Here is a 15,693-nt window from a genome sequence, read left to right on the forward strand (position 1 = left end):
AACCGGAGACAGCACGAAGCATGGCGGACGAAATTCTGATCGTCGACGACGACACGCGGCTCTCCGCCATGCTGTCCGATTACCTGACCGGCAACGGGTTTTCCGTGCGTTCCGCCCCGACGGCCGGTGCCGGTCTCGCGCAACTCACGCGCGACCCTCCCGACGCGGTGATCCTCGACGTGATGCTGCCCGATTTCGACGGCTTCGAGACTTGCCGGCGCATCCGCGCGGTCTCCGACGTGCCGATCCTGATGCTCACCGCGAAGGGCGAGGAGACGGATCGCATTGTCGGGCTGGAACTTGGGGCCGACGATTATCTGCCCAAGCCGTTCAATCCGCGCGAACTTCTCGCGCGCGTCCGGGCGATCCTGCGCCGCCGGACCGGTGCGGTGCCTGAGGGCAAGGTCCTGCGCTTCGGCCGGCTGGAGATCGATCCGGCCTCGCGCATGGCGCGCGTCGACGGGCGCGATTGCTTGATGACGGGTCATCAGTTCGACCTTCTCGTCGTACTCGCCGAAAATGCGGGGCGCACGCTCACGCGCGAGCAGCTCGTGGATCAGTTGAAAGGGCAGGCATTCGATGTCTTCGACCGCTCGATTGACGTCCACATCTCGCGCATCCGGGCCGCGATCGAGGACGATCCGAAAAGTCCGCGCCGCATCGTGACCGTCCGTGGCGCCGGTTACGTCTTCGCGCGCAGGCAGGATGACGATGGGTAGGCGAGTCATGCGTCACAGTCTTTTCCTGAAGGTCTACCTCACCGTGCTGGCGAGTCTCGTCGTCCTGGCGCTGGCTAGCGGCATGTTCATGCATATGAGCGACGACGAGGACGAGCGCGGCTGGAGCGGACGGCGCGACGCCGTGTTGGCCGCATTGCTGCCGGCCGATGCCGACCCTGCCGAGACCCGCATCGTGGTGCGCCGGCTGGGTGAGGCTTTCAAGGCCGACATTGCCGTGTTCGACGCTGACGGCGACACCATCGCCACGGTGGGAGAACCGTTGACGTTTCCTCGTGAGCAATCCTGGCAGTCCTATCGCAAAGGCAAGCTCCGTCATTTCGTCACCCGCCTGCCGGACGGTCGCGTGCTTGCGGCGCGGGTCGGCATCCCGTTCGGCCCATCCCGTACCAATGCCCTGGTCTGGCTGGCGTTGATCGCAGGTGTCACGGCCATCGCCGCGTGGCCGATCGTGCGGCATCTGACGCGGCGTCTGGAGCGTTTGCGCCATGGTGTCGAGGCGTGGGGCCAGGGCGATCTGGCATTGCGCGTGCCGGTCAAGGGCGAGGATGAGGTTGCGGCGGTATCCGCCACCTTCAACAGGGCGGCGGAGCGAATCGAAAAGCTGATCGCCGCGCACCGCTCGTTGCTTGCCAATGCCAGCCACGAGTTGCGGTCACCATTGGCGCGGCTTCGGATGGCGATTGATCTCTACGAGCAGCAGCCAGGAGAAGCGCGCAAGGAAGAGATTGTCCGCAACCTAGCCGAGCTGGACGAACTGGTTGAGGAAATCCTGCTGTCGAGCCGGCTCGATCACAATCAGCCGGTCGACCTGTCGCAAGGCGTCGACCTGCTTGCGCTAGCGGCGGAAGAAGGAGCGCGAAACGGCATCGGCGTGACCGGGGATGCTGCGACCGTCAAGGGCGATCCCCGGCTTCTCGCACGGCTGGTGCGCAACCTCATGCAGAATGCCCAGCGCCACGGCGCTGCGCCGTTCGACGCGCAAGTGCGCAAGGTGGGCGAAACAGTGGAACTCTCGGTGAGCGACCATGGCGACGGCATCGCCGACGGCGAGGGCGAGCGGGTGTTCGAGCCGTTTTACCGCCCCTCCGGGCGAGCGGAGGCGGCCGGTGGTTGGGGCCTCGGGCTAGCCTTGGTGAAACAGATCGCCGAACGCCACGGCGCCACCGTCAGGCATGAACGCCCTTCAGATGGAGGCACCCGCTTCGCGGTCTCGTTTCCCGCCGCGGACTAGCAGGTCCCGCTCCCGCGCTGCTTCGAGGATCCGTATGAACCGCGCGGCGGCGTGTTCCAGCGCGCCGCTGTTGTCGACGACATGGCAGTCTGCGTCGAGTGTTCCATATTCATCGTTGCGTCGGATGCGGCTGGCGATCTCGTCGGCTGTTTCGCGCCCGCGCGCTGCGAGACGTGCCGCAAGCACGTCCCTCGATACGGTGATGAGGACCGGCAACGTGTTCGGGTAACGCTGGCGGATCGCCGCGACCACGCCCCGCGAGACGTTGGCCACGACCACGCCGCCGTCGAGGATGGTCTTATCGATACTCACCGGAATGCCATACGACAGGCCATGCGAGCGCCATGCAAGGGCGAAGGCGCCGGCGGCCTCAGCTTCGGCGAAGGAGGCCGTGTCCAGCGTATCGTGGTCTTCGGCGTCCGGGCTGGCCGGGCGCGTCACGACTCGCCGCGCGAACAGAAAGCCGGGGCGACCTGTGAGATGATGCCGGGCGCGGGCGATGAGCGAATCCTTGCCTGCGCCGCTCGGGCCGACCACCGGCACGAAGACGCCGGGACCGAACGGCTCGCCGTTCATGCGACGCGCCTGCCCTCGCGCCAGACACCGCGCACCACCGGCACGCTGCCGTGCCAGCGCACGCGCAGCAGGTCGGCTCGCTTGCCCGGCGTGATCTCGCCGCGGTCGCTCAAGCCAACCGTTTCAGCCGGCCGCCGCGTCACCAGTGCCAGCGCCTGCGGAAGGCTGATCGTTTCGACATCTTCGGCGAGCTTGAAGGCGCCATGCAGCAGGCTTGACGGCACGTAGTCGGACGAGAGCACGTCGAGCAGCCCCGCCTCGGCGAGGTCTCGCGCGGCAATGTTGCCGGAATGCGATCCGCCGCGCACGATGTTGGGCGCACCCATCAGCACGCTCATGCCGGCCTCATGCGACGCGCGCGCGGCGTCCAGCGAGGTCGGGAACTCCGCGAGCCTGACGCCATCGTCGAGCGCTTCGCCCACATGGTCGAGCGTGGCGTCGTCATGGCTTGCGAGGGTGACGCCGTTGGCGCGGCAATGCTCTGCAATCGCCTTGCGGTGCGGTGCGGAGAAACGCGCCGACTGCTCCTGGCGCATCGCAACGTACCGCGCGAATGCTTCGTCGCTCAGGCCGCGCTTGGTCTTGTAGTAAACCGCGTACTGATCCATCGTCTGGAACTGCCGCTGGCCCGGCGCATGGTCCATCAGCGAGGCGAGCCGCACGCGCCCCTCGGCGCGGAAAGACTCGAAATCGCTCAGCACGTCCGGCGTCGAGACCTCGCAGCGCAGGTGGATGAAGTGTTCCGCGCGCAGCCTGTCTTCCCGCTGCGCCTGGTCGATGGCGTCTGCAAGCTCCCGCATCTCGCCTTTCGCGAAACCGTCGGTGCCCTCCGACCCCATGCGCAGGCAATCGAAAACGGTGGTGATGCCGGAGGCGGCGATCTGGGCGTCGTGCGCCTGCACCGCCGCAACGGCGTTCCAGCGTACGCCCGGGCGCGGCGCGTAGTGCCCTTCGAGATGATCGGTATGCAGTTCCACGAGGCCGGGTACGAGGAAGTCGCCTTCGAAATCTTCCCCAACCTGGCTGCTGCCTGCATCGAACCCCGCGATAACGCCATTCGCGACGTTGAGGTCTCCTTCGATAGTCTCGTCGGCAAGGACGATGCGGGCGTTCCGGAAACTCGTTTCGGCAGGCATGTTCAGGCGGTCTTTCTTTGCGTTTCGCTTTCGGGGACGATGTCGAACTGATGGAAGGAGCGCACCACGAACGGGGCCCCGGGCTCCGTCTCCAGGAAGAGCGCGAGCGAGCCGACTTCCAGCGGCTCTTCCAGCACCGGTCCGAAATGCTCTACGATGGCGCGGTGCACGCGCATTGCCTCGGCCTCGTCGACGCGGCCGGTCAGCGTCATGTGAAAGCGGAAGTCCTCGAACACGTAGGGATAGCCCCACTGCATGAGGTTCCGCAGTTGCGATGGCGAAAGATGGGTCGCACTGCGCCGTGTCCGTTCGGCTTCGCTCAGCGGAGCGCGGAAACGGTCGAACGCCACCACCACGTCGCGCGCGAGACCGTTCAGCGCCTGACTGGGCGTCTCGGGGACAAGCGCGAAGAAACCGTCGAGCCGGGTGATAACCACGCGCGCCACGCAGAACGCGTCCTGCGCCTCGCAGAAGGCGTCCAGTGCGGCGCGCAGGCCATGCTCCGTCTCGCCATCCGCAAGGGTGAAGGGCGCCAGGATCGTGCCGTGGAAGCCGTAGCGCCGCGCTGCCGCCGTATGATAGGCGACCTCGGCCGCCGGCAGCCTGCCGATGGCGCGAGGCGGCGTACTCTCGCCGGTGAAGGCGCAGCGTCCGAGCCAGCTTGTCGCAAGCACCGTCAGCGGGTCACGCTCGGCCGGCGTGTAATAGATCGCATAGCGCATGGTCGCTTCCTGCCCTGTCACACATCGAACCGTGCTTTAGGCGAGTCACGTGACAAGTTGACGACTGTCCGTCGGCTTCAGTGAGATGTCTCGCCGATGAACCGCTCGCGAATCTTCCGCGACAGCCAGTCGATCACGAAGATGCAGACGAGCACGTTGAGAACCACGAACGCGACCTGATCGAACAGGTTGGCGCGGAAGCGCTCGATGATGATCATGCCGATGCCGCCGGCGCCGACGAGGCCGAGGATCGTTGCGCTGCGGGTGCTGGATTCGAAGAAATAAAGCGACTGCGAGATGAACACGGGCAGCACCTGCGGCAGGTAGCCGTAGCGCACCACCTTGATCGGCCCTGCACCGGTGGCGCGAACGCCCTCGACCTGCTTGCGGTCGATGTTCTCGATCGCTTCCGAGTAGAGCTTTGACAGCGTGCCGGTGTCGGAGACGAAGATGGCGAGCACACCGGCCAGCGGTCCGAGCCCCACGGCCCGGACGAACACCAGACCCCAGATGAGCTGGTCGACGCCGCGCAGCACATCGAGCATGCGGCGCACCAGGTGGCGAAGCGGGCCGAAGGGCATTGTGTTGCGGGCTGCGAAGAAGCCGATGAACAAGGCTGCAAGGGAAGCAAGCATCGTGCCGAGAAACGCCATAGCGAGCGTCTGCGCGATGCCGGTATAGATGTCGGCGTAGCGCCAGGTCTCCATGTCCTTCCAGGTGAACATGGCCGCGATCAACCGCCAGACCCGGTCCGACGCATAGGCGAATTTCCAGACGTCGAAATACCAAAGCGAGCCGATGACGTAGCCGATGACGCCGACCCATACGGCCCATTGGACCAGCTTTCCTCGCCACGAGCCGAAAGCCTGCGGGTGCATGCGTCGGACGCTGGCGATCTCGTCCGGGCCGATGCCGGCCAGAGTTGCGGCGGTCATGCGAAATGTTCCTTGCCGATGAAGTGCGTGCGCAGGCGCTCCGACAGGAGGTCGATGAGCGTGACGGTCAGCACGACGAGCAGGAGAACTGCCACGACGCGGTCGTCGGAATAAAGACTGATGACGCGATTCAGCTCCGCGCCGATGCCGCCCGCGCCGACGAAGCCGACGATCGACGAGGCGCGCACATTGATCTCGAAACGCAGCAGTGCGTAAGAAATGAAGTTGGGCATCACCTGCGGGACGACGCCGTAGCGCATTTCCTCGAACCAGTTGCCGCCCACGCCGCGAATGCCTTCCACGGGCCGCATCGAGGCGTTCTCGTTGACCTCGGCAAAGAGCTTGCCGAGCGCGCCGGCCGTGTGGATCGCGATTGCGATGACGCCGGCCAGCGGGCCGATGCCGACCGCAAACACAAGCACCAGCGCGTAGAGAATTTCCGGCACGCCGCGACAGATCTCCATGAAGCGGCGCGAAAGCAGGAAGACGACGCTATTGGGGGCGAGGTTGCGCGCAGCCGGGAAGCACAGCAGGAACGCGCCTGCCGCTCCAATGAAGGTCGCGGTCAGCGCCATGAGGATGGTTTCAAAGATCAGCCGGATATAGGTCCAGAAATCCGAATACCAGTAGACGATCGATCCAGGCACGGCGCGACCGTTTTCGCCACGTGGCAGAAAAAGCTTGTCGAGCTCTAGGTTCGGCATGATCGTGCCGAAATATTCGAAGATGCGCGGCAGGCCCGAGGCAAGCCGATCAGGATAGAAACGTGATACGTAGACTGAGGCGGCGATCGCGGCCAGAAACAGTATGAAAAACAGCGCGTTCATCGCGCGCTTGCTGCGTAGCAGTTCGGCGCGGTGCCGTTCGAACTCGGCAATCGTGTCGTTGCCGGAAGACGTGATGGCGGCCATTGGGTCAGCTCGCCGCCAGGCCGAGTTGCGCGTTCTTCGCCAGGTCGCGCTCGGTCAGGCGCTGCTTGGCGGGCATGCCGCCCAGCGACGTCGAGGTCAGGCCTTCGGCAAAAGCGTCTTCGGCTTCCGCGCCATAGATCTCGCGCGCCATGCCCTGCGTCAGCTTCTCGGGCGTGCCGTCGAAGACCAGCACGCCATCCTTCAGGCCGATGATGCGGTCGCAATAGGAGCGCGCGGTGTCGAGCGTGTGCAGGTTGCAGACCACGGTGATGCCGTCCTCGCGGTTGATTGTGCGCAGTGCGTCCATCACCACCTTGGCGTTGAGCGGATCGAGCGAGGCGATGGGCTCGTCGGCAAGCAGGATACGCGGCTCTTGCACCAGCGCGCGGGCGATCGCCACGCGTTGCATCTGGCCACCCGAAAGCGTGTCGGCCTGCTGGAGCGCGGTATGCGCCATGCCGAGCCGGTCGAGCGCGCGGATCGCGAAGGCGCGCTCCGAAGCGGTGAAGAGCTGAAGCATCGAGGCGACGAAGCCGTGATGATAGAGCCTGCCGGTCAGGACATTGGTCAGCACGTCGAGGCGGCCGACGAGGTTGAATTGCTGGAACACCATGGCGCAGGTGGCACGCCATTCGAGCAGCGCGCTGCCGCGCAGCGCGGTCACGTCCTTGCCTTCAAAGGTGATGCTGCCGCCGGTCGGCTCGGCCAGCCGGTTGACCATGCGCAGCAGCGTCGATTTGCCGGCACCGGAGCGCCCGATGACGCCGACCATCTGGCCCTGCGGTATGGAAAGCGAGACTTCGGAGACCGCATTGCGGGTCTTGAAGCTCTTGGTGAGGTTCTCGGTCGTCAGCATTGGCGGCTCCGTTCGTCCGGCCTGAATACGAGGCGGCCGCCGTCCTGGTGGACGGCGGCCGGAGATGTCGGACAAGTTTAGCGGGAGCCTTCGAGCTCGCGGCGGCGCATCTCGACGACGTTGGTGAAGAACTCGTGATCCACGCGCTTGAACCCCTGGCCTTCGCCCTGGGACACGTCGACGTAGCACTGGTAGTCGGTCTCGTTCAGCGTCTCCATCCAGGCGATGGCGATGTCCTTGGCTTCCTGCGGCGCGTCCTTGCGCACGACCCACGGGCCGTTGGGGATCAGGTTTGACTGCCAGATGATGCGCAGGTCGGACATGTCGAGCAGGCCCTTGTCGACCATGGAGCGCAGCGCGCCGCGGCTGAAGCCTTCGGACTCCTCGCCGACACCCGAGGTCCAGGTGACGCCGGCGTCATACTGGCCGTTGAGCACGGCGACGACCGCCTGCTCGTGCCCGCCGCCGAAGCCGGTCGAGGAGAAATATTCCTCAATGTTGATTTCCTGGGCTTCCAACTCGGCCTTCGGGACGAGATAGCCGGACGTCGAGTTCGGGTCAGCGAAGGCAAGCGACTTCCCGCGCATGTCGTCTATGCTCTCGATTCCGGAATCGGTACGAGCATACATCATCGCAAAGTAGCCGTCCGAACCGTCGTTCTCGAGCGCGACGAAGATAGGCTCAACGGCGTCGGGATCCTGGAGATAAATGCCTGCATAGGCGGACGCGCCAAGCTGGGCCGCGTCGAGCTGACCCGCAACCAGGCCCTGCATGACGCCGGCATAGTCGGACGCAGGATAGAGCTCAATCGGCACGCCGAGTTTTTCGCCAAGCTGCTCGACCATGCAGTCGTTCTTGCGCAGGCGGTCGGCTTCGTTTTCGCCGCCGAGAAGGCCGACGCGGAAAGCGGGAAGGTCGGACTTCCAGTCCTGGGCGATCGCCGGTGTCGCGAGCGCGGAGGCGAGAATGGCAGCGGCTGCCGTGGTGCGGGTGAGAAGGGTAAACATGTCGGGCTCCAGACGCTTTGGAGGGTGAACTTTTCAAGCGCGGTCCGGACTTCTTCCGGCCTGCTGGCCCTGTCCCCTAATGGTCTTTCGCGACAGCTCGATTACGCTTTTTCTGCGGTTTTGTGACGGTTCACAGTTTGTGTCCGCGCGCCTGCCCGCAATGCGCGCAGATGCCTAGCCGGCGTGCTTTTCGAGGAATTCTTCGGCGGAAAGTGAACGGAAATCGTCGAGCGTCGCCCGCAGGCGCTCGTGATCCCAGTCCCACCAGGCGAGCGCGCGGAACCGCTCGGCAATGGCGTCGGGAAAGCGCGCGCGGATCGGCCGCGCGGGCACCCCGCCAACGATGGTGTAGGGCGCGACGTCTTTCGAGACGACCGCGCCGGCACCGATCACCGCCCCGTCGCCGACCGTCACTCCCGGCAGGACGGTCGAACCGTGGCCGAGCCAGGTATCGTGCCCGATCGTTACCGCATTCGCCCGCCGCCACGTGAAGAACTCGTCCTCATGGGCGGCATCAGGCCAGTAGTCCGAGGCCCGATAGGTGAAGTGGTGCAGCGTCGGACGCCATGTCGGGTGGTTTGTGGCGTTGATGCGCACGGCTGCCGCGATGTTGGAGAACTTGCCGATCGTCGCGCACCAGATGCCGCAATCCTGCATGACGTAGGAGTAGTTGCCGAGCGTCGATTCGTGCACGCGGCTGCGGTCGGCGATCTCCGTGTAGCGGCCGAGCATGCTTTGCGTCACCTCTGCGCTTGGGTGCACGAGGGGCGTTTCCGAAAGTCTGGTCACGACACGCGCCTGTTCATCGCAAACTGGGTCACGTCGATGATGCGGTCCGCAACCGCCTCGCGCACGTCTGCATCGTGAAAGATGCCGAGCAGCGCAACGTCCGCCTGCTTCTTCTCCGCGATCAGTGCGATGACCACCTCGCGATTCTTCGCGTCGAGCGAGGCCGTGGGTTCGTCCAGCAGCAGAACCGGATGGTCTGTGATGAAGCCGCGCGCGATGTTGACCCGCTGCTGCTCGCCGCCGGAAAAGGTCGCCGGTGGCAGCGACCACAGCTTTTCGGGCAGGTTCAGGCGCGACAGCAGTCCGGCCGCCTTGTCGCGGGCCTTGGCCGCCGCCACGCCGCGCGCGGTCAACGGCTCGGCGACGATGTCGAGTGCCGCAAGGCGCGGGAGGGTCCGCAGGAACTGGCTGACATAACCGATCGTATGGCGCCGAACGCCTAGCACCGTGCGGGGGGCGGCTGCGGCGATGTCGACCAGCCGCCCCTGATGCTGGACGATGATCTGGCCCGTGTCGACCGAGTAGTTGCCGTAGAGCATCTTGAGGATGGAGCTCTTGCCGGCGCCGGACGGCCCGCCGAGCACCGCGCATTCGCCGGCTCGCAGCGCGAAGGAAACGCCTTCCACGACCGGCAGCTCGATGCCGTCGCGCAGATGCATGGTGAACGTCTTGGCGAGTTCGGAAACAACCAGAGGTGTCGGCATCGTCACACCTGTAGGATCGAGGAAACGAGAAGCTGGGTGTATGGCGCGTGCGGATCGTCCAACACGCGGTCGGTCAGCCCGTGCTCGATGACGCGACCGTCCTTCATCACCATCATCCGGTGGGAAAGCAGCCGGGCGACGGCGAGGTCGTGCGTAACCACGATCGCTGACAGGCCGAGATCGGCGACCAGTCCGCGCAGGAGGTCGAGCAGGCGGGCCTGCACGGAGACGTCGAGGCCGCCGGTCGGTTCGTCCATGAAGACGAGGCGCGGATGGGTGACGAGGTTGCGCGCGATCTGCAGGCGCTGGCGCATGCCGCCGGAAAAGGCGCGCGGTTCGTCGTCAACGCGGTCGGCGGCGATCTCCACCCGGCCGAGCCAGTCGGTGGCGGTGCCGCGGATGCTGCCGTAGTTGCGCTCGCCCACCGCCATCAGCCGTTCGCCGACATTGGCGCCGGCAGAGACCGTCATGCGCAGGCCGTCTGCCGGGTTCTGGTGGACGAAACCCCAGTCGGTGCGCATCAGGAAACGGCGTTCCGCCTCGCTGAGGCGGTAGATGTCGCGCATCTCGCCGTCGCGCATGCGATAGGAGACGTTGCCCGACGACGGGATCAGTCGCGTTGCGAGGCAGTTGAGCAGTGTCGTCTTGCCAGAGCCGGATTCGCCGACGACGGCGAGCACCTCGCCGGGCCACAGCTCGAACGAGATGTCCTCGCAACCCACCCGCGCGCCATAGAATTTCGACAGGCCTGAAACGCGCAAAAGCGGTTCGTCGTGGTTGATTTCACTGGTCATCGCGCCGCTCCTCGCAATGGTCGGTATCCGAGCAGACGAACATCCGCCCGCCCTGGTCGTCGAGGATCACCTCGTCGAGATAGACACCCTTGGCGCCGCACAGCGCACAGGGTTCGGTGAAGCTCTGGATTTCGAAAGGATGGTCCTCGAAGTCGAGACTGACGACGTCGGTGAACGGCGGCAGCGCGTAGATGCGCTTCTCGCGGCCGGCACCGAAAAGCTGCAGCGCCGGTGACATGTGCATCTTCGGATTGTCGAACTTCGGCGTCGGTGAAGGGTCCATGACGTAGCGCCCTTCTACCTTCACCGGATAGGCATAGGAGGTGGCGATGCGGCCATGCCTTGCGATGTCCTCATAGAGCTTGACGTGCATCAGCCCGTATTCCTCGAGCGCATGCATCTTGCGTGTCTCCGTCTCGCGCGGCTCGAGGAAGCGCAGCGGCTCGGGAATGGGCACCTGATAGACGAGGATCTGCCCCGCCTTGAGCGGCTTTTCAGGGATGCGGTGCCGGGTCTGGATGATCGTGGCATCCGCCGTGTGCGTGGTGGCCGCGACATTCGCGACCTTCTGGAAGAAGGCGCGGATCGAGACAGCATTGGTGGTGTCGTCCGCGCCCTGGTCGATCACCTTGAGCACGTCGTCCGGACCGATGATCGAGGCGGTGACCTGCACACCGCCCGTACCCCAGCCATAAGGCATGGGCATCTCGCGCGACGCGAACGGCACCTGATAGCCTGGGATGGCGATCGCCTTGAGGATGGCGCGCCGGATCATCCGCTTGGTCTGCTCGTCCAGATAGGCGAAGTTGTAGGCGGCGATAGAGCTTGGATGTGTGTTCATTTCACAACACCCCTATATGATAGGCTGAGCGTCGAAATATGGAGGGCGGGATGCTGATCGAAGGCTGGATACGGTTGGGCGTCGTCGCGCTCGCAATGGTCGCGGGTATTCTCCTTGTGCTTCGGCCGCGTCGCAGCGGGAGCCAAAAACGGCCAGGAAAATCGGCCGCGGCGCCCACGGAATACAGCCAGGTCGACCAGTATCTGGGAAGCACAGGTGGGACTAATCACCATACGGATCATTCTGGTGCCGGACACGGGCACGGCAGCGATTAGGTTCATTCCGCTGCCTCCTTGCGTTCGGACGCAGCGTCGGCCTGCTCGGCGCGCATCCGGCGTATGAGGTCCAGTTCGGCCTGGAAGTCGACATAATGCGGTAGCTTCAGGTGCTCGACGAAGCCGGTCGCCTGTACATTGTCGGAGTGCGATATGACGAACTCCTCATCCTGCGCCGGTGCTACGACGTCTTCGCCGAACTCGCTGGCGCGCAGCGCCCTGTCGCACAACGCCATCGCCATCGCCTTGCGTTCCGACTGGCCGAAGACGAGGCCGTAGCCGCGCGTGAACTGCGGAGGCACCTTCGACGAGCCCTTGAACTGGTTGACCATCTGGCATTCGGTCACGCGGATCGAGCCCAGCGGCACGGCAAAGTCCAGCTCGGGCACCTCCAGTTCCAGCTCGACCTCGCCGATGCGGACCTCGCCGACGAAGGGGTGCGAGCGCGCGTAGCCGCGCTGCGTGGAATAGGCGAGCGCCAGCAGGAACCCTTCGTCACCGCGTGCCAGCGCTTGCAGCCTCGTGTCGCGCTCCAGCGGAAACTCCAGCGGCTCGCGTGTGATGTCGCCCGGCCGATGGTCTTGCGGCAGCTCGCCGTCGGCTTCGATAAGCCCTTCATTGGCAAGGATCGCCGAGACCCGCATGACGGCTTCCATAGGCTCGCTCCGCTGTTCCGGCTCCGGAACGGAAGCGTCCCCCGCGAGCTCGGGGTCGAGCAGTCGGTGGGTGTAGTCGAAGGTAGGCCCAAGAAGCTGGCCGCCGGGCAGGTCCTTGTAGGTTGCCGAAACGCGCCGTTCGACCAGCATCGCGGCAGTGTCGACAGGCCGTGTGTAGCCGAAACGCGGTAGCGTGGTGCGGTAGGCGCGTACCAGGAAGATGGCCTCGATCATGTCGCCGCGCGCCTGCTTGACTGCCAGAGCGGCTAGCTCACGGTCGTAGAGCGACCCCTCCGCCATCACGCGATCGACTGCCAGTGCGAGCTGTTCGACGATCTGGTCGAGGCCGATCGACGGCACCGAACGGTCGCCGCGCCGGCGGTCGTCCAGCAGCCTGTGTGCGTTGCGGATGGCGGTCTCGCCGCCTTTGACTGCGACATACACGGGCTCAATCCTCCGCCGGTGAGATACGGGTGGTGCGCGGCAGGCAGGCAAGCGCCTGGGGCGCCGCAAGCACGAGGTCGACCCCACGCGGGAAACGGCCGCTGTTCTGCCGCCACTGCTCGACGAAGTGGCGCGGCATCGGTGTCGGCGCCAGTGTTGCTACGGTTTCGATGCCTGGGCCTTCCAGCCGCAGCGGCGCGCCGCCGTCGAGGCTGTCGACCTGCAGGATCAAGGTTACCGAGCGATCGGGGTAGTCCTGGCTGCCTTGCGCGAAATTCTCGAGCGCGATTAGCGTCGCTGTGTCTGCGACCAGCGCGAAATGTGCCTCCGCCGGCGTGCTTGCCAGCGGCGCTCCGGTGTGAAAGCCGAGCCATGCCGTGACGGCCGCAGAGCCCTTCAGGGCCGGGTCGAGCCAAACCGGCGTGTCGTGGTCGCACAATGTGAGGGCTACTGTTGCGGCGGTTGCCGAAAGCGGCGCGGGTGGCATCGCTGTGCGCGCGAGCGGGCTGGCAGTACCCGGCCGCGCCATGGCGTCCATCACCGCGCGAAACGCGGCCTGCGCGTCGAGCACGGGTTCTGCAAAACCACCTTCGATGTGCGATGCGTGCATCAATCCTCTCCTCGCGCGACGGTGAAGAAATCCACCTTCGTTGCAGCAGTCTCCGCGCGGCGCCTGTTTTCCTCGGCAGCATTCAGCGCCCGCAGCGGAGCCAGAACCCTCTCTTCCAGCTCGCCGGCCTTGTCGGCGCGCTGGAGGAGGGCGTCGACGGTCGCTGCAAGCCGCGCGCGCTCGCCGTCGCGGCCGAGCAGATAGGCATGGCCGACCTCACCGGTGGAAAGACGCACGGTTGCCCGCGTCACGGTCGCTTCCCCGACGTTGAAAGGCGCGCCGCCGCCGCCGATCCGTCCGCGTACCGCCACCAAGCCGGTTTCAGGACCGCGCAGCGTTTCCGCTTCGGCGGCTATCGCCGCTTCTTTCCAGCAGCGATGGAGCTGGACCGCCGGAACGGCAGCGAGCACAGCCATCGCCGCGCGTCGCGCTTCGCCGAGGTTGCCGCTCCGGTTCACATGCCGCATTGCCGAAATCTCCAAATTCATCTATTGTTATAGACAATTATACAACTTACCATGCATCCGTAGCGGGGCAGGATGACAGGGCGATGACAGAGACCATCGAGGCACCGTCGCCGGCGGCGGCGATGGAGCGTGGCAGCGGTGTGGCCCTGTGGCGGCAGATCGCCGACCGCATAAGGCAGGGCATTGCCGAAGGCACGTTCGAGGAGGGCGTCCGGCTGCCGTCCGAGATCGCGCTTGCAGAACGCTTCGGCGTTAACCGGCATACGGTGCGCGGCGCAATCGCGGCGCTGGTGCGGGAGGGTGTACTGCGCGCCGAGCAAGGGCGGGGCACTTTTGTCCAGCACGCTCCTCGGATTTCTTATGCGCTTGGCCGGTACACGCGCTTTTCAGCCAACCTGCAAGGCCAGGTTCGCAAAACGAAGGGCCGGCTGCTTGCCAGTGCGACCGTGCCGGCCGACGGTCGGATCGCCGCCGCCCTCGGTCTCGACGCCGGCGCGTCCGTTCTGCGGCTCGACACGCTCAGCGAAGCTGACGGCCACCCGGTCTCGCGGGCGACGAGCTGGTTCGACGCGATCCGCTTCTCGGGCATGGAAGACGCTTACGCAAAGACGGGCTCGATCACCGCCGCCTTCGCCCGCTGCGGCATTGATGATTATATGCGCCGTTCGACCGTCGTGTCGGCACGCCATGCCGACGCCACGGTGCTTGCCGACCTGTCGCTGTCGGCCGGTGCCATCGTGCTCGTCACGGTGGCGATCAACGAGGACCCGGAAGGGCGCGCGATCCAGTTCTCCGAGACCCTGTTTGCCGCCGACCGTGTGGAGCTGGTGGTGGCCGAGGGGCTCTAGGCCGCTTCGGCCTGCGCGGCGGTACGGGCCGCACTAGCCAGCCGCTTGGTGGCGTCGACGGTTTCCTGCGCCGCATACCAGTAGCGTTCGTTCAGCTCGATGTTGAAGAGAACGCCTTCCGGGAACGTGCATTCGGCGACGATCCTGTCCCAGGGAATCTCGCCCCAGCCGACCGGCAGGTGCAGGTCGCCATGGCCGTAGGCGACGCGTTCGCCATCGGTAAACATCCAGATGTCGTCCTGCCTGCCAAAGCTGTCATGGATGTGCAGGTGGCGCGACCACGGCGCCAGCGCCTTCACCTCTTCGACGAAATCGTCACGACGCCCGTCATAGTCGAGCTTGAGCCATGCATGGCTGAAATCCAGCGTGGCAAGAACGTTGGGATGATTGATTGCTGCCAGTTCTGCCGCCAGCCGCTTCGGCGAGGAAGCAATGCCCTTGCCTTCGTAACCCGCAAACAGCGTTTCGACGCACAGGATCAGACCGTGCTCGGCGGCGATGTCGCCACCGCGCGACAGCCATTCGCGCTGGCGGTCGTAGGCCGCTTCGACGCCTTCGCCCTGCTGCTGCGGCACCAGCCCCGAATGGATGACGTAATGCTCTGCACCGACCTCGGCCGCCACGTCCAGCGAAGCCTTCAGCACCTCCATGTGCCGGGGCAGCCGCCAGGCCTCATCCATGAAATTGATCGCCAGCGGGCCATGTACGGAATAGGCGACATCGCGTCCGGCGCAGGCCTTCTTGAGCGCTTCCATCTGCGGGCGGCGGATCTTGCCGCCGACGACGATATCCATGTCGTAGGTGGGCAGTTCGATCGCTTCGACGCCGAGAGCCTCGATCATGTCCAGTTCGTCGGAGAAGTCGCTGAGATCGTTGGCTCGTTTGTGGGCCGAAATGCCCGTGCCGGTAGCGCCGTTGGCAAGCATGTCTGGTGGTCCTGGTTCGCGGGATTGGGTGAGGGCGATATGCCCTGTGACCATACCATGATCGGCGGCTTTTATGACGCTCGTCTGACGGCATGCCCGGAAATCCGCTCGCAGCAGCCTGTCCGGCATTTGTCGCAACCGTGATCGGCAGGGGCTCGACTTGAGCCGGCGAATGTCATTTCCTTGTCATTCAGCCGTCACATGCGGCGGTGATTCCCGGAGAAT

At 65.3% G+C, this 15,693-nt stretch carries 18 protein-coding genes; 3 read left to right on the plus strand and 15 right to left on the minus strand.

The window, feature by feature from the left end; translation table 11 throughout:
* Positions 1 to 20 precede the first annotated feature (20 nt).
* Complete coding sequence (locus ACVJNE_RS08420) at positions 21 to 719, plus strand: response regulator (RefSeq protein WP_499564633.1); 699 nt, start codon at positions 21 to 23, stop codon at positions 717 to 719.
* A 7-nt stretch (positions 720 to 726) separates the two neighbouring features.
* On the plus strand, positions 727 to 1,971 hold the full coding sequence (locus ACVJNE_RS08425; RefSeq protein ID WP_499564635.1) for a sensor histidine kinase: 1,245 nt from the start codon (positions 727 to 729) through the stop codon (positions 1,969 to 1,971).
* On the opposite strand, the gene phnN is transcribed toward ACVJNE_RS08425, so the two are convergent.
* The 14 genes from phnN to phnG form a co-directional block, all read right to left on the minus strand.
* The gene (gene phnN, locus ACVJNE_RS08430) at positions 1,924 to 2,547 is read right to left on the minus strand and encodes a phosphonate metabolism protein/1,5-bisphosphokinase (PRPP-forming) PhnN (RefSeq protein ID WP_499564637.1); all 624 of its coding nucleotides are present in this window, start codon (positions 2,545 to 2,547) and stop codon (positions 1,924 to 1,926) included. The genes ACVJNE_RS08425 and phnN overlap by 48 nt on opposite strands.
* On the minus strand, positions 2,544 to 3,683 hold the full coding sequence (locus tag ACVJNE_RS08435) for an alpha-D-ribose 1-methylphosphonate 5-triphosphate diphosphatase (RefSeq protein ID WP_499564639.1): 1,140 nt from the start codon (positions 3,681 to 3,683) through the stop codon (positions 2,544 to 2,546). The genes phnN and ACVJNE_RS08435 overlap by 4 nt, the downstream gene beginning before the upstream one ends.
* A gap of 2 nt (positions 3,684 to 3,685) precedes the next feature.
* Positions 3,686 to 4,405, minus strand: coding sequence for a DUF1045 domain-containing protein (locus ACVJNE_RS08440; RefSeq protein WP_499564641.1), 720 nt, complete (start codon positions 4,403 to 4,405; stop codon positions 3,686 to 3,688).
* A gap of 77 nt (positions 4,406 to 4,482) precedes the next feature.
* Positions 4,483 to 5,340, minus strand: a complete 858-nt coding sequence (phnE, locus tag ACVJNE_RS08445; protein ID WP_173188186.1) for a phosphonate ABC transporter, permease protein PhnE — start codon at positions 5,338 to 5,340, stop codon at positions 4,483 to 4,485.
* Positions 5,337 to 6,251 (minus strand): phosphonate ABC transporter, permease protein PhnE, encoded by a 915-nt coding sequence (phnE, locus tag ACVJNE_RS08450; protein ID WP_499564644.1) that lies wholly within the window; start codon positions 6,249 to 6,251, stop codon positions 5,337 to 5,339. The genes phnE (ACVJNE_RS08445) and phnE (ACVJNE_RS08450) overlap by 4 nt, the downstream gene beginning before the upstream one ends.
* Before the next feature lie 4 nt (positions 6,252 to 6,255).
* The gene (phnC, locus tag ACVJNE_RS08455; protein ID WP_499564646.1) at positions 6,256 to 7,107 is read right to left on the minus strand and encodes a phosphonate ABC transporter ATP-binding protein; all 852 of its coding nucleotides are present in this window, start codon (positions 7,105 to 7,107) and stop codon (positions 6,256 to 6,258) included.
* A gap of 77 nt (positions 7,108 to 7,184) precedes the next feature.
* Positions 7,185 to 8,114 carry a phosphonate ABC transporter substrate-binding protein gene (gene phnD, locus ACVJNE_RS08460; RefSeq protein ID WP_499564648.1) on the minus strand — a complete coding sequence of 310 codons (930 nt, stop codon included), beginning with the start codon at positions 8,112 to 8,114 and terminating at the stop codon, positions 7,185 to 7,187.
* Between the two features lie 174 nt (positions 8,115 to 8,288).
* On the minus strand, positions 8,289 to 8,903 hold the full coding sequence (locus tag ACVJNE_RS08465; RefSeq protein ID WP_499564650.1) for a DapH/DapD/GlmU-related protein: 615 nt from the start codon (positions 8,901 to 8,903) through the stop codon (positions 8,289 to 8,291).
* The gene (gene phnL / locus ACVJNE_RS08470) at positions 8,900 to 9,607 is read right to left on the minus strand and encodes a phosphonate C-P lyase system protein PhnL (protein WP_499564652.1); all 708 of its coding nucleotides are present in this window, start codon (positions 9,605 to 9,607) and stop codon (positions 8,900 to 8,902) included. Before phnL ends, ACVJNE_RS08465 begins: the two co-directional genes overlap by 4 nt.
* Before the next feature lie 2 nt (positions 9,608 to 9,609).
* Positions 9,610 to 10,401 carry a phosphonate C-P lyase system protein PhnK gene (phnK, locus tag ACVJNE_RS08475; protein WP_499564654.1) on the minus strand — a complete coding sequence of 264 codons (792 nt, stop codon included), beginning with the start codon at positions 10,399 to 10,401 and terminating at the stop codon, positions 9,610 to 9,612.
* Positions 10,391 to 11,242: an alpha-D-ribose 1-methylphosphonate 5-phosphate C-P-lyase PhnJ gene (locus tag ACVJNE_RS08480; RefSeq protein WP_499564655.1), complete on the minus strand. Its 852-nt coding sequence runs from the start codon at positions 11,240 to 11,242 to the stop codon at positions 10,391 to 10,393. Before ACVJNE_RS08480 ends, phnK begins: the two co-directional genes overlap by 11 nt.
* A 277-nt stretch (positions 11,243 to 11,519) precedes the next feature.
* Positions 11,520 to 12,617, minus strand: a complete 1,098-nt coding sequence (locus tag ACVJNE_RS08485) for a carbon-phosphorus lyase complex subunit (protein WP_499564657.1) — start codon at positions 12,615 to 12,617, stop codon at positions 11,520 to 11,522.
* Between the two features lie 4 nt (positions 12,618 to 12,621).
* Positions 12,622 to 13,227: a phosphonate C-P lyase system protein PhnH gene (gene phnH, locus ACVJNE_RS08490; protein WP_499564659.1), complete on the minus strand. Its 606-nt coding sequence runs from the start codon at positions 13,225 to 13,227 to the stop codon at positions 12,622 to 12,624.
* Complete coding sequence (phnG, locus tag ACVJNE_RS08495; RefSeq protein ID WP_499564661.1) at positions 13,227 to 13,694, minus strand: phosphonate C-P lyase system protein PhnG; 468 nt, start codon at positions 13,692 to 13,694, stop codon at positions 13,227 to 13,229. The genes phnH and phnG overlap by 1 nt, the downstream gene beginning before the upstream one ends.
* Positions 13,695 to 13,777: 83 nt before the next feature.
* Here phnG and phnF point away from each other — a divergent pair, with 83 nt between their 5' ends.
* On the plus strand, positions 13,778 to 14,542 hold the full coding sequence (phnF, locus tag ACVJNE_RS08500) for a phosphonate metabolism transcriptional regulator PhnF (RefSeq protein ID WP_499564663.1): 765 nt from the start codon (positions 13,778 to 13,780) through the stop codon (positions 14,540 to 14,542).
* Here the strand turns inward: phnF and ACVJNE_RS08505 are convergent.
* The gene (locus ACVJNE_RS08505) at positions 14,539 to 15,468 is read right to left on the minus strand and encodes a sugar phosphate isomerase/epimerase family protein (protein ID WP_499564665.1); all 930 of its coding nucleotides are present in this window, start codon (positions 15,466 to 15,468) and stop codon (positions 14,539 to 14,541) included. The two genes, phnF and ACVJNE_RS08505, sit on opposite strands and share 4 nt — an antisense overlap.
* Between the last annotated feature and the right edge of the window lie 225 nt (positions 15,469 to 15,693).

This window comes from Mesorhizobium sp. DxT (assembly GCF_058448885.1).

Bases quoted from the DNA above. Each gene is read 5' to 3' on its own strand.
- ACVJNE_RS08420 (WP_499564633.1), top strand. From the start codon at position 21: ATGGCGGACGAAATTCTGATCGTCGACGACGACACGCGGCTCTCCGCC.
- ACVJNE_RS08425 (WP_499564635.1), top strand. From the start codon at position 727: ATGCGTCACAGTCTTTTCCTGAAGGTCTACCTCACCGTGCTGGCGAGT.
- phnN (WP_499564637.1), bottom strand. From the start codon at position 2,547: ATGAACGGCGAGCCGTTCGGTCCCGGCGTCTTCGTGCCGGTGGTCGGC.
- ACVJNE_RS08435 (WP_499564639.1), bottom strand. From the start codon at position 3,683: ATGCCTGCCGAAACGAGTTTCCGGAACGCCCGCATCGTCCTTGCCGAC.
- ACVJNE_RS08440 (WP_499564641.1), bottom strand. From the start codon at position 4,405: ATGCGCTATGCGATCTATTACACGCCGGCCGAGCGTGACCCGCTGACG.
- phnE (WP_173188186.1), bottom strand. From the start codon at position 5,340: ATGACCGCCGCAACTCTGGCCGGCATCGGCCCGGACGAGATCGCCAGC.
- phnE (WP_499564644.1), bottom strand. From the start codon at position 6,251: ATGGCCGCCATCACGTCTTCCGGCAACGACACGATTGCCGAGTTCGAA.
- phnC (WP_499564646.1), bottom strand. From the start codon at position 7,107: ATGCTGACGACCGAGAACCTCACCAAGAGCTTCAAGACCCGCAATGCG.
- phnD (WP_499564648.1), bottom strand. From the start codon at position 8,114: ATGTTTACCCTTCTCACCCGCACCACGGCAGCCGCTGCCATTCTCGCC.
- phnL (WP_499564652.1), bottom strand. From the start codon at position 9,607: ATGCCGACACCTCTGGTTGTTTCCGAACTCGCCAAGACGTTCACCATG.
- phnK (WP_499564654.1), bottom strand. From the start codon at position 10,401: ATGACCAGTGAAATCAACCACGACGAACCGCTTTTGCGCGTTTCAGGC.
- ACVJNE_RS08480 (WP_499564655.1), bottom strand. From the start codon at position 11,242: ATGAACACACATCCAAGCTCTATCGCCGCCTACAACTTCGCCTATCTG.
- phnH (WP_499564659.1), bottom strand. From the start codon at position 13,227: ATGCACGCATCGCACATCGAAGGTGGTTTTGCAGAACCCGTGCTCGAC.
- phnG (WP_499564661.1), bottom strand. From the start codon at position 13,694: ATGCGGCATGTGAACCGGAGCGGCAACCTCGGCGAAGCGCGACGCGCG.
- phnF (WP_499564663.1), top strand. From the start codon at position 13,778: ATGACAGAGACCATCGAGGCACCGTCGCCGGCGGCGGCGATGGAGCGT.
- ACVJNE_RS08505 (WP_499564665.1), bottom strand. From the start codon at position 15,468: ATGCTTGCCAACGGCGCTACCGGCACGGGCATTTCGGCCCACAAACGA.